Genomic DNA, 11912 nt, shown 5'->3' on the forward strand with positions numbered 1-11912 from the left:
CTACCGGCGGCGCCGGCGCACCGGCTCGCAGAACACGTCGTAGACGGCAGTGAGAATCTTGCGGACATCCTCGTTGGCGAGACTGTAGTAGATCGCCTTGCCGTCGCGGCGGGTCGTCACCAGCCGGTCGAGTCTCAGCCGCGCGAGCTGCTGCGAGACGGTCGACTGCCGCTCGCCCAGGAACTGCTCGAGTTCAGTCACGGATTTCTCGCCCTCGGCGAGGATGCAGAGCAGCAGCAACCGGGACTCGTGTGACAGCGCCTTGAGCATGTCGCTCGCCTCGCGCGCCTTCTCGATCATCTGCTCGAGTTCGGCGGAGCCCTCGATCTCCTTCAGTTTCGGCAATGGCATCGCGTCAAATTCCTCTCAGCAAAATCCGCAAGAACGGTCACGACCCCTTGGGTTCCGATCCCGCATTTGACAGGATTCGGTCCAACATGCCGAAGAAGAAGGCATCCCCGGGATAGCCGCGAATGCGCCCGATCTCACGGCCCTCTTGTACCACGACGAAGGTCGGCGTGAAGGGACCCGGATCGATTCCGGCGAGATCGGCGGGACGGGGGCTGTTCAGGTCGACCCGGCGCAACGGTGCAGCCCGGCTTTCGTCGGTGTTGCCGTAGATCGGGGCGATCTCGGCGTTGAAGCGTGCGCACCAGGCGCAGCCGGGCCGCTCGAACATGATGAGCTCGGCGGCGCGCGATGTCGTAGCGGGCAGCGCGAGCCCGACGGTAAGGGCGAGCAAAACGACGATTCTGTTCATGCTGCGAAATCGGGCCTTTGCGGGCTTGATTGGCGGACTTGCTTCCCAAACGACCTTGACGTTTTATATCATTAAATTCGTATATGTGCTAGGGATGGGCGGAATGACCTTGGATGTCACGCTTGGTGCGGCCTTTGTCGCGGGCCTGTTGTCGTTTCTGTCGCCCTGCATCCTGCCTCTGGTGCCGCCCTTCCTGTGCTACATGGCCGGGGTCTCGGTCACGGATCTGTCCGGCGACCGGCCGGATCTGCGGCCACGGATTCTGATCTCCGCTCTGGCCTTCGTGGCGGGCTTTTCGCTGGTGTTCGTCGCGCTCGGCTCGACCGCGTCGCTCACGGGACGCTTCATCTCCACACATCTGTCGACGCTCGGCATCGTCGCCGGCGGGCTGATCATCGTGATGGGTCTTCATTTTCTGGGGCTGTTCAGGATTCCGCTACTCTATCGTAGCGCGACCGTGCAGGTCGACAACCGCCCGGCCGGCGTGGCGGGGGCCTTCGTCATGGGCCTGGCATTTGCGTTTGGCTGGACGCCCTGCGCGGGCCCGATCCTCGCCGCCGTCCTTTTGATGGCAGGCTCCGAGGACACGACCGGACGAGGCGCGCTGCTGCTGCTCGCCTATTCGATCGGGACCGGCATTCCCTTCCTGATTGCGGCCGCCTTCACCGGCCGCTTCATTGCCGCGCTCGGCCGTGTGCGCCGGCATCTCGGCCTGATCGAGAAGACGATGGGCGTTTTCCTGGTCGCGACGGGTCTGATGTTCCTGACCGGATTGATGCCCACGGTCTCGGAATGGCTGCTCGAGCATTTTCCTGGACTGACCAGCATCGGCTGAGGCTAGCCGTAGCGAAAGTCGAGCAACTGGGCGAAGGACTGCAACTCGATCAGGTAACGATGCACCAGGGGGCCGTCGCTGGCCATCGCAGCATGAGCGATCGCGCTGCTGCTGGCGATTGCGCCTTCGATCAGGCGGCGGAATTCGCCCTGGGCGGCGATCTCGCTATTTGCCCATTCGTTGCAGCGTACGAGCCGATCGCGGAACGCGCTTGCGGCGGAAACGGTTTCCTCGGCGTTCGCCGGTGCCGGCTGTTCGCCATATCTGATGGCCGCGACACGCAAGGTTTCCATGGCGGGCGCGATCTCGAAGATGCAATCGCCGAGATCATAGAGCCCCGCGTGACGTTTGAGCTCGTGAAGAGCCTGCCGGAGCGCAAGCAACTCGCGGCCGGCGGCGACAGTGTCGCCTCGCTCCAGCGCGCCCGTCGCCGTGGTCAGTCGTTCGTGACCCCGGTCGAGAAATCGCGGCCATCCGGCCGGCGCGTTGGCGGGCAGGACACCGGATGCGTTCGGAGCCAGCCGTTTCCACCGGGCGACTGCTTGGTCGGTTTCGATCTGTGCCAGCGCGACATTTCCGGTGCGCGCATAGCTCGCGGCCGTGCGCAGATTGGCCATGATCGGCGCCATCGCCGATGCGACATCCGCAGGTCTATCGGCTTCCGCGCCGGGCGCGAGCGCGGTCGAGGCCAGCCACGCCAGCAGCGCGATGGTGCAGCGCAAGATCGGATCTCCTTGTCACATTCGTGTATTCGAATATCATAATGAAAATGAGCAACGCGCAAGATCTTCCGGAGCACGAAATCCCGACGTCGCTTGCGGGGCCGACGCGCCGCGGCCTTCTGGCATTCGCGGCAAGCGCGGCTTTGGCCGGCCGTCGCGCGGCGGCGGCCGAGCCCACGGTCGGAGAAGACGGGCTCTATCACGAGCCCTGGTTTCTGCAGAGCTTCCTCGATCTGCGCGAGGACCTGGAGAGCGCAGCGGCCAGCGGCAAGCGCCTCGCTATCATGTGGGAGCTGCGGGGCTGCCCCTATTGCCGCGAGACGCATCTGGTCAACTTCGGCGACGCCGGCATCGCGAGCTATATCCGCGACAATTTCGAGGTGCTGCAGCTCAATCTGATCGGTTCGCGCAAGGTGACGGACTTCGATCGCCAGGAACTATCAGAGAAAGAACTCGCCCAGAAATACGGGATCCGGTTCACGCCGACGTTTCAGTTCTTTCCGACATCCCCTGATGGTCTCGAAGCAAAGGACGCGATGGCGCGCGAAGTGGCCCGCGCCCCGGGTTATCTCAAGCCGCCGCACTTCCTGGCGATGTTTCGCTTCGTGCGGGAGCGCGCTTATGAGCGCGGCTCGTTCCGGGATTTTCTGGCCGCGAACGGCTGACCGGAGGCGTCTTTCGAATTTCGCTTGACGGCGCAGATCACATGAACATATCATAATAACTGAATTTGATGGATCGTGAGTCCATCGTGATCGGAAGCGGGCGTCACCCCGCAATAAGGGTAGGGAACATGCGGCGCTTGCTTATGGGTGCGTTTGCACTTTGTCTGTCAGCCGCAAGCGCCCTGGCGCAAGAGGCTGTCAAGGAGCCGATCAGGCTCGATGTCGTCGATGATTCCTTGCCGAAATCCCTGACCGGTGCGCCGGGCAATGCTGTCGCCGGCAAGAAGGTCTTTTTGACGCGCACGCTCGGCAATTGCCTGGCCTGCCACCAGGTCACCAGCCTGAAGTCCGAGGAATTTCACGGCGAGTTCGGTCCGTCGCTCGACGGCGTCGCCGGACGCTACACCGAGGCGCAGCTCCGCCTCATCGTCGCCGATCCCAAGCGCATCTTCACAGACACTGTCATGCCGGCGTTCTTCAAGAACGACGGCTTGAGCCGGGTGCGCCCGGAGTTCGTCGGCAAGTCAATTCTGACGGCCGCGCAGGTCGAGGACGTGGTCGCCTATCTCAAGACGCTGAACTGACGGCGAGGAGGATCAAGGAATGAAAGCCATCAATCGACGGCAGGCATTTGCGCTCGGGGGCGGCTTCGTCATGCTGACCCTGATGCCCATGGCGGCCGATGCCGAAGTGACGGGCGACGCGGCGAAGTGGATCGAGAAGTTCACGGGCGGCAAGCAACCGGTCAAGGGAAAGATCTCGCTCGACCTGCCGGAGATCGCGGAAAACGGCAACACCGTGCCTCTGTCGCTTACGGTCGAAAGCCCGATGACCGCGGACTCCTATGTCAAGGAAGTCATGATCCTCGCGGACGGCAATCCAAATGCCGGTGTCGCGACGCTGATGTTCACGCCGCTCTCGGGCAAGGCGGAAGCATCGATCCGGATCCGGCTCGCCACCACGCAGAACGTGGTTGCGGTCGCGAAAATGAGCGACGGGTCGCTGTTCACGGAGCAGAAGACCGTGAAGGTCACAATCGGCGGCTGCGGCGGCTAAGCTAAAGGAGACGGACGATGGCGGAGAAACCGCGCCTCAAGCTTCCCAAGGAAGCGGCCAAGGGCGAAATCATCCAGATCAAGACCCTGGTCTCGCATGTCATGGAGTCGGGCCAGCGCAAGGACGCGCAGGGCAAGCCGATACCGCGCAAGATCATCAACAAGTTCACCTGCGAGTTCAACGGCAAGCCGGTCTTCAGCTGCGCGCTGGAGCCCGCGATTTCGGCCAACCCCTACATCCAGTTCGACGCCAGGATCGACGAAGCCGGAACGTTCAAGTTCGCCTGGACCGACGACGACGGCTCGGTGATCACGGCCGAAGAGAAGATCGCGCTCAAGGCGTAGTGCCGTAGAGCTTCGAGGGAGAGGGCGGATGCTGTCGCGCTATATTGGACTAGCTGTCGCGATCGCCGCGGCCGCATCGGTGGCGACGTATGCCTCCGCGCAGGTGGCAGAGCGCAAGGGCATCCCAGCGCCTCCCGGACACGTCTTCAAGACCATCATTTCCGGCTATCAGTTCCGCAGCAAGGAAACGCGGGCCCTGCAGGACGACGACCTGGAGAACCCGGGCTTCCTCGCGGTGGAGCGCGCGGCGGATGCCTGGAAGAAGGCCGAGGGCAGCGAGGGCAAATCCTGCATGAGCTGTCATGGTGAGGCCGAAACCAGCATGAAGGGCGTCGGCGCCGCCATGCCAAAATGGGACGACAAGCTCAAGAAGCCGGTCAATCTCGAACAGCGCATCAACATCTGCCGCAGCGAGCACATGAAGGCGGAGCCCTGGAAATTCAAAACAAGGGAGCTGACCGACATGACCACTTTCGTGCGATACCAATCGCACGGCATGCCGGTGGCGGTGAAGACCGACGGGCCGATGTCGCCGTGGTTCGAGCGCGGCAAGCAGGCCTACTACACGCGCTATGGACAGCTCGATCTCGCCTGCGCGTCCTGCCACGAGCGCAACAACGGCAAGTTCATGCGTGCGGACTTCCTGAGTCAGGGGCAGACCAACGGCTTCCCGACCTATCGGCTGCGCGACCAGCGGCTGGTGCCGCTGCATGAGCGGTTCGAAGGCTGCATGTTCGACGTGCGCGCCGAGCCGTTCAAGCCGCTCTCGGACGAGTTCCTTGCGCTCGAGCTCTATGTCGCCTGGCGCGGCGTCGGGTTGCCGGTCGAGACGCCGTCGGTCCGCAACTGAAACGATGAGCTTGCAGGAGTATTGCGCATGATCTCTCGGCGCGAGTTCATTCAGGTTGCCGCGGCAACGGCGGCACTCTCGACCGGCGTCGGCTCCGGCCTGACCCGGGCGGTCGCCCAGCAGCGCCTGACCGAGAAGGAGTTGCTTGCGTTCGAGCCGCTCGGCAACGTCACGCTGGTGCACGTGACCGACATTCACGGCCAGCTCATGCCGCTCTATTTCCGCGAGCCCTCGACCAATCTCGGCGTGGGCGAGGCGAAAGGTCTTCCGCCCCACGTCACCGGCAAGGAATTTCTCGCCCGTTTCGGCATCACGCCCGGCTCGTCCGCGGCCTATGCGCTGACCTCCGAGGATTTCGAGGCGCTGGCCAAGAGCTACGGCCGGATCGGCGGCCTCGACCGCGCCGCGACCGTGATCAAGGCGATCCGCGCCGAGCGCGGCGATAAGGTCGCGCTGCTCGACGGCGGCGACACCTGGCAGGGATCGTGGACGTCGCTGAAGACGCGCGGCCAGGACATGATCGACTGCATGGCGTTGCTGAAGCCCGACGCCATGACCGGTCATTGGGAGTTCACCTACGGCGCCGAGCGGGTCAAGCAGGCCATCGATGGCCTTGGCTTCCCGTTCCTCGGCCTCAATATCCGCGACACCGAATGGAACGAGGCGGCGTTCGAGGCCTCGACCATGATCGAGCGCGGCGGTGTCAAGATCGCCGTGCTCGGCCAGGCCTTTCCCTATACGCCGGTCGCCAATCCGCGCTGGATGATTCCGAACTGGTCATTCGGCGTGCGCGAGGAGGACGTCCAGGCGCAGGTCGACAAGGCGCGCAAGGGCGGCGCGCAGCTCGTCGTGTTGCTCTCCCACAACGGCTTCGACGTCGACCGCAAGCTTGCGAACCGTGTCAGGGGCCTCGACGTCATCCTGACCGGGCATACCCACGATGCGCTGCCCGAGGCCGTCAAGGTCGGCAAGACCCTGTTAATCGCGTCGGGCTCGTCCGGCAAGTTCGTCTCGCGGCTCGATCTCGACGTCCGCGACAGTGAGGTGAAGGCGTTCCGCTATAAGCTGATCCCGCTGTTTTCCGATGTGATCACGGCGGACGCCGAGATGGCCGCGAAGATCGCCGAGGTGCGCAAGCCCTTCGCGACCGATCTGGCCAAGGTGCTCGGCAAGACCGACTCGCTGCTCTATCGGCGTGGCAATTTCAACGGCACGTTTGATGACCTGATCTGCCAGGCGCTGATGCAGGAGCGCGACGCCGAGATCGCGCTCTCACCCGGCTTTCGCTGGGGCACCAGCGTGCTGCCGGGGCAGGACATCACCTTCGAGGACGTCACCAACGCCACTGCGATCACCTATCCCGCGGTCTACCGCATGGGCATGACGGGCAGCCGGTTGAAGGAGATCATCGAGGACGTCGCCGACAATCTCTTCAACATCGATCCCTACTACCAGCAGGGCGGCGATATGGTGCGGATCGGCGGACTGTCTTACGCGATCGACGTCGCCAAGCCGCAGGGGCAGCGCATCTCCGGCATGCAGGTCCTCAAGACCGGCACGCCGATCGATCCCGCCAGGGAATACCAGGTTGCCGGCTGGGCCAGCGTCAACGAAGGAACCGAAGGGCCGCCGATCTGGGAGGTCGTCGCGAACTACCTGACGCGACAGAAAACCGTTCGGCTCGAGCCCAACAGGGCCGTCAAAGTTACCGGAGCGTAAGAAGCGATGTCGAGAACAGACAGCCAATCCCGTCGCAGCTTCCTGGCCACCGGCGCCGGCGTCGCGGCCGCGATGCTGGCAAGACCGGCAGCCGCTGGTGGAAATCCCGCCAACCAGCCGCCTAATGTGCCCGAGTGGACGAAGTCGCTCGGCGAGGGCGTTGCCGTGCGCCCGTACGGCAAGCCGTCGAAGTTCGAGAAGGACGTCATCCGGCGCGACGTCGAATGGCTGACTGCCTCGCGCGAATCCTCGGTGAGCTTCACGCCGCTGCACGAACTCGAAGGCATTATCACGCCGAACGGGCTCTGCTTCGAACGGCATCACGGCGGCATCGCCGAGGTCGATCCGGCCGATCATCGCCTGATGATCCATGGCCTTGTCGAGCGTCCGCTCATTCTCACGCTGGAGGAGTTGAAGCGTTATCCGCGCGTCAACCGCATCCACTTCATGGAATGCGCGGCGAATTCGGGCATGGAGTGGCGCGGCGCGCAGCTCAATGGCTGCCAGTTCACCCATGGCATGATCCATTGCGTGCAGTACACCGGTGTGTCGCTGCGCACGCTGCTCGAGGAAGCCGGCGTCAAGACCAACGGCAAATGGCTCTTGGTCGAAGGCGCCGATGCAGCTGCGATGGATCGCAGCCTGCCGATCGAGAAGGCGCTTGACGATTGCATCATCGCCTACAAGATGAACGGCGAGGCGCTCTATCCCGAGCAGGGCTATCCGATGCGGCTCGTGGTGCCGGGCTGGCAGGGCAATCTCTGGGTCAAGTGGCTGCGCCGCATCAAGGTCGGTGACCAGCCCTGGCATACCCGTGAGGAGACGTCGAAGTACACGGACCTCATGCCGAACGGCAAGGCACGCCGCTTCACCTGGTCGATGGACGCCAAGTCCGTAATCACGAGCCCGAGCCCGCAGGCACCGATCAGGCACGGCAAAGGCTTTACCATCGTCTCGGGTCTGGCCTGGAGCGGCAACGGCAAGGTCAAGCGCGTGGACGTCTCGCTCGATGGCGGCCGCAACTGGTGGCCGGCGCGGATCGATGGTCCCGTTCTCGACAAGGCGCTGACGCGCTTCTACTACGAGTTCGACTGGAACGGAGAGCCGCTGCTGCTGCAATCGCGCGTGCAAGACGAGACCGGCTACGTGCAGCCGAGCAAAGCCGAGCTGCGCAAGATCCGCGGCGTCAACTCCATCTATCACAACAATGGCATCCAGACCTGGCATGTGCAGGCCAATGGTGAGGTCGAGAATGTCGAAGTCGCTTAAGTTCATCGCAGCCGGGTTGCTCGCCTGCGCGCTGGGCGCGCCGGCGCTCGCGCAACAGAAGGCGGACGTCAAGGGCGGGCCGCGCTATCACATCGGCCGCGTGCCGACCGCGGACGAGATCCGCGGATGGGACATCGACGTGCGGCCCGACGGCCAGGGCCTGCCCGAAGGCAAGGGCACCGTCGCGCAGGGCGAGAAGCTGTTCATGGACAATTGCTCGACCTGCCATGGCGAGTTCGGCGAGGGCAACGGTCGCTGGCCGGTGCTGGCCGGCGGCAAGGGCTCGCTGACATCGGAAAATCCGGTCAAGACGGTCGGCTCGTACTGGCCCTACGCCTCGACCGTGTTCGACTATGTCCGTCACGCCATGCCCTATGGCAACGCCGAGTCGTTCTCGGTCGACGAATATTACGCGCTCGTCGCCTATGTCCTTTACCTGAACGACGTCGTCACCGACCAGAATTTCGAGCTGAGCAACAAGAACCTTGCCGCGATCAAGATGCCGAACGAGCAGGGCTTTGTGATGGACGATCGTGCGACCAGCGAGAAGTCCTTCTGGCAGAAGGATCCCTGCATGAAGGATTGCATCGCGCCGGTGAAGATCACCGGACGCGCCGCCGTCATCGACGTGACGCCCGAGGACGGCAAGGACGGAAAGCCGCGGGGCGTGGAGTGAGAAAGGGGCGGGCGAGCCGCCGTGGATTGCTTTGCGGGCTGCTCGCCGCCTTTATCGTGACCGGTTTCGCAGCCCCGTCTTGTGCGGTCGAGCCGCACCGGCTTGCGCTGCAGATCAGCGACGACGACCCGGTCAAGATGCGCGCCGTGCTCGATGTTGCGGCCAACGTCTCGCGGCATTATTCGGGCCAGGGCGAGGACATCGATATCGTGGTGGTCGCCTTCAATGGCGGCCTCGACATGCTGCTCGAGGACCGCTCGCCGGTGAGGGAGCGCCTGGCGAACTTCCTGAAATCGATGCCCAATGTGAGCTTCATCGCCTGCGGCAATACGCTGGAGACGCTGGCGGTGAAGGAGGGCAAGCGGCCGCCGCTGATCGCGGGCGTGAGCGTCACCCAGGTCGGGGTTGCCATGCTGATGGATCTTGTCGAGAAGAACTGGACGATTGTCCGTCCCTGAGGAGAGAGCCGCCGATGCGAAGGTTGATGGGATTGGCGGTCTTGCTGCTTCTCGTCCGGCCTGCCGGCGCCGTCGAGCAGGAGCTTGAGCTGTCGATCGGCGGCCGCACGACGCTCGCGACACTGCGCATGCCCATCGCGATGGGACCGGATACCCCGCTCGTCGTGATGACCCACGGCACGCTCGCGCACAAGGATATGGAGGTCATCCAGGGCATCGCGAAGGCGCTCGAACAGCGCGGCATCGCCTCGCTCGCCCATACGCTGTCGCTGGGGCTCGATCGTCGTAAGGGCATGTACGACTGCGCGACTCGGCACGACTATGTTGCCGGGGACGCGGTTACTGAGATCGGCGCCTGGGTGGCGAAGGCGAAGAGCATGTCCCGGCTGGTTGTCACGCTCGGCCATTCGCGCGGCGGCAACCAGGTGGCGCGCTATCTGGCGGCAGGCGAAGCTTTGCCGGTCGTGGGTGCGGTGCTGCTGGCACCCGTAACCGCGCAAGCAGAGGCTGATTTGCGCGCGTCTTACGCCCAGACCTATGGCAAGCCGCTCAAGCCGCAGCTCGAGGAGGCGACCAAAGCCGTGGCGGCGGGAGGCGGCGGCGAATGGATGGATGCCCCGGGCTTCATCTATTGCCGCAATGCGGTGGTGACCGCGCGCGCCTTTGCGTCCTTCTATGCCGCCGACGCCGCGCAAGACACGGCGGCGTTGGTGGCGCACATGAAGCTGCCGGTGCTGGTGCTCGCCGCAACCAAGGATACGGTCGTGCCCGATGTGGTGGCGTCCTTCGCACCGGTCGCGGAATCGAGCGGCGGCAGAGTGCAGCTCGACAAGATCGAGGACGCCGATCATTTCTTCCGCGACTTGTTTGCGGAAGACGTAGCCGACCGCATCGCCGATTTCATCAAGCAGACCCGCTAGGAGGGACCATGCAGCGCCGATCCATGCTTCGCGCGAGCCTTGCCGGATTATTTGGTGCCTTCGCCATGCGCAAGGCAAATGCTGCGACGGAAATGCCCACGCGGCAGCGCGTCGTCTATCACCTCGCCGACGCCGATCGCGTCGTCTTCGTGCTCGGCAATCTCCAGAACCATGTCGATGGCGTCGGCGGGCCCGGCAAGGCCGATATCCGGCTGGTGGTGCATGGGCCTGCGCTGCGCGCCTTCCACGCGCTTGCCGCCGATGATCACACCATCGAAATGATGAAGAAGCTTGCTGATGCCGGCGTCGGCTTCGATGCCTGCGCCAACACGATGAAGGCGCAGGGTGTCAAGCTCGATGACCTCACGCCAGGCTTCGTCGTGGCGGAGAAGGGCGGCGTGGTGCGGCTCGCCGAGCTGCAACAGCAGGGATATGCCTATCTGCGTCCCTGAATCAACACGCGAGCCTTGATTTGGCTCATGGGGCGGCGCCTCAGGGCGCGATAGGATGGCAGATCTCAATGAAATACTGAGACGGCCGTGCTGACGACACTCATCGATTTCCTGGGGGAGGACCGGTTGGCATGGCTCGGCGGCCTCCTGGTCGGCGGCCTCTTCGGCTTCTTCGCCCAGCGCAGCCGCTTCTGCCTGCGTGCCGCGGCGGTGGAATTCTCGCGGGGCGAGGGCGGTCCGCGCCTCGCGGTGTGGCTCTTGACCTTCGCCGCCGCGCTGGTCGGGACACAAGGCTTGGTCGCGCTGCGCTGGCTCGACGTGTCCGAGGCGCGCCAGCTCGCGCAGCAGGGCAGCATCTCCGGCGCGCTGGTCGGCGGCGTGATGTTCGGCTGCGGCATGATCCTCGCGCGTGGCTGCGCCAGTCGGCTGCTCGTGCTCTCGGCCAACGGCAATCTGGGGGCTCTGCTGTCGGGCCTGGTGTTCGCGGTGACGGCGCAGGCCTCCTATCACGGCCTGCTGTCGCCCGCGCGCGAATGGGTGACTAATCTGTGGCTGGTCGACGGTGGACCGTCGCGCGACATCATGGCGGTGTTCGGCGGTGGCACGCCCGAGAAGATCGCCTTCGGGGGATTATGGCTGATCGCGGGGTTCGCCTTCGCCTTTCGCAGCAATTTGCCGCGCCGGCTGATCTTGGCCGCGCTGGCTACGGGCTTGGCAGTGGTTGCGGGCTGGCTCTTGACCTATCAGCTCTCGCAGGCCTCCTTCGCACCCGTGACGTTGAAGAGCCTGACCTTCAGCGGTCCCTCGGCCGAACTGCTGATGCTCGTGCTTAACAGTTCGCAGCTTCGTCTCGGATTCGACCTCGGCATCATCCCCGGCGTGTTCCTCGGCTCATTCGTCGCCGCAGCCATCGCGCATGAGTTGAGGCTCGAGGGGTTTTCCGACGGGTTCGGTATGCGCCGCTACCTGCTGGGCGCGGTGCTGATGGGGTTCGGCGCGATGCTCGCCGTCGGCTGCGCGGTCGGCGCCGGTGTGACCGGAGCTTCGGTGTTCGCGCTCACCGCCTGGCTGGTGCTCGGCGGCATGTGGCTCGGGGCGGGGCTCACCGATCTGGTCGTCGACCGCGCCGGCATGCCGCACCCGCAGCAAGGGGTAGGTTCGCCGGGCACCTGATAATTTAGACTTT

General features: G+C 64.3%; 16 protein-coding genes. 13 read left to right on the top strand and 3 right to left on the bottom strand.

Features of this window, described 5'->3' with window-relative positions:
• Both ACQ86E_RS28240 and ACQ86E_RS28245 read right to left on the bottom strand, forming a co-directional pair.
• Positions 1-351, bottom strand: a complete 351-nt coding sequence (locus ACQ86E_RS28240; RefSeq protein WP_092183595.1) for an ArsR/SmtB family transcription factor — start codon at positions 349-351, stop codon at positions 1-3.
• Positions 352-388: 37 nt separating this feature from the next.
• On the bottom strand, positions 389-760 hold the full coding sequence (locus ACQ86E_RS28245) for a thioredoxin (RefSeq protein WP_431202770.1): 372 nt from the start codon (positions 758-760) through the stop codon (positions 389-391).
• Positions 761-863: 103 nt separating this feature from the next.
• On the opposite strand from ACQ86E_RS28245, the gene ACQ86E_RS28250 reads away from it, so the two are divergent.
• Positions 864-1595 carry a cytochrome c biogenesis CcdA family protein gene (locus ACQ86E_RS28250; RefSeq protein WP_431202771.1) on the top strand — a complete coding sequence of 244 codons (732 nt, stop codon included), beginning with the start codon at positions 864-866 and terminating at the stop codon, positions 1593-1595.
• Positions 1596-1597: 2 nt separating this feature from the next.
• On the opposite strand, the gene ACQ86E_RS28255 is transcribed toward ACQ86E_RS28250, so the two are convergent.
• Positions 1598-2317: a hypothetical protein gene (locus ACQ86E_RS28255; protein ID WP_431202772.1), complete on the bottom strand. Its 720-nt coding sequence runs from the start codon at positions 2315-2317 to the stop codon at positions 1598-1600.
• 41 nt (positions 2318-2358) lie between these two features.
• On the opposite strand from ACQ86E_RS28255, the gene ACQ86E_RS28260 reads away from it, so the two are divergent.
• The 12 genes from ACQ86E_RS28260 (at position 2359) to ACQ86E_RS28315 (ending at position 11899) form a co-directional block, all read left to right on the top strand.
• Positions 2359-2982: a SoxW family protein gene (locus tag ACQ86E_RS28260; RefSeq protein WP_431202773.1), complete on the top strand. Its 624-nt coding sequence runs from the start codon at positions 2359-2361 to the stop codon at positions 2980-2982.
• A gap of 128 nt (positions 2983-3110) precedes the next feature.
• Positions 3111-3566, top strand: coding sequence for a sulfur oxidation c-type cytochrome SoxX (gene soxX / locus ACQ86E_RS28265; RefSeq protein ID WP_431202774.1), 456 nt, complete (start codon positions 3111-3113; stop codon positions 3564-3566).
• A gap of 19 nt (positions 3567-3585) precedes the next feature.
• A complete protein-coding gene (gene soxY / locus ACQ86E_RS28270) occupies positions 3586-4038 on the top strand; it encodes a thiosulfate oxidation carrier protein SoxY (protein ID WP_094896300.1) in 453 nt (150 codons plus the stop codon).
• A gap of 17 nt (positions 4039-4055) precedes the next feature.
• Entirely contained in the window at positions 4056-4382 is a 327-nt protein-coding gene (gene soxZ / locus ACQ86E_RS28275) for a thiosulfate oxidation carrier complex protein SoxZ (protein WP_094974899.1), read from the top strand.
• 28 nt (positions 4383-4410) lie between these two features.
• Complete coding sequence (gene soxA, locus ACQ86E_RS28280) at positions 4411-5232, top strand: sulfur oxidation c-type cytochrome SoxA (RefSeq protein ID WP_431202775.1); 822 nt, start codon at positions 4411-4413, stop codon at positions 5230-5232.
• A gap of 27 nt (positions 5233-5259) precedes the next feature.
• Entirely contained in the window at positions 5260-6951 is a 1692-nt protein-coding gene (gene soxB, locus ACQ86E_RS28285) for a thiosulfohydrolase SoxB (RefSeq protein ID WP_431202776.1), read from the top strand.
• Between the two features lie 6 nt (positions 6952-6957).
• Positions 6958-8220 carry a sulfite dehydrogenase gene (gene soxC, locus ACQ86E_RS28290; RefSeq protein ID WP_431202777.1) on the top strand — a complete coding sequence of 421 codons (1263 nt, stop codon included), beginning with the start codon at positions 6958-6960 and terminating at the stop codon, positions 8218-8220.
• Positions 8204-8896, top strand: a complete 693-nt coding sequence (locus ACQ86E_RS28295; protein WP_431202778.1) for a c-type cytochrome — start codon at positions 8204-8206, stop codon at positions 8894-8896. The genes soxC and ACQ86E_RS28295 overlap by 17 nt, the downstream gene beginning before the upstream one ends.
• A gap of 26 nt (positions 8897-8922) precedes the next feature.
• Positions 8923-9354 (top strand): hypothetical protein, encoded by a 432-nt coding sequence (locus tag ACQ86E_RS28300; RefSeq protein WP_431206580.1) that lies wholly within the window; start codon positions 8923-8925, stop codon positions 9352-9354.
• 14 nt (positions 9355-9368) lie between these two features.
• Positions 9369-10274, top strand: a complete 906-nt coding sequence (locus ACQ86E_RS28305) for an alpha/beta hydrolase (RefSeq protein ID WP_431202779.1) — start codon at positions 9369-9371, stop codon at positions 10272-10274.
• Between the two features lie 8 nt (positions 10275-10282).
• Positions 10283-10726: a DsrE family protein gene (locus ACQ86E_RS28310; protein ID WP_063684308.1), complete on the top strand. Its 444-nt coding sequence runs from the start codon at positions 10283-10285 to the stop codon at positions 10724-10726.
• Positions 10727-10813: 87 nt separating this feature from the next.
• Complete coding sequence (locus ACQ86E_RS28315) at positions 10814-11899, top strand: YeeE/YedE family protein (protein WP_431202780.1); 1086 nt, start codon at positions 10814-10816, stop codon at positions 11897-11899.
• The last annotated feature ends 13 nt before the right edge of the window (positions 11900-11912 follow it).

This window comes from Bradyrhizobium betae (assembly GCF_050632175.1).
Taxonomy (GTDB): Bacteria; Pseudomonadota; Alphaproteobacteria; order Rhizobiales; family Xanthobacteraceae; genus Bradyrhizobium; species Bradyrhizobium betae_B.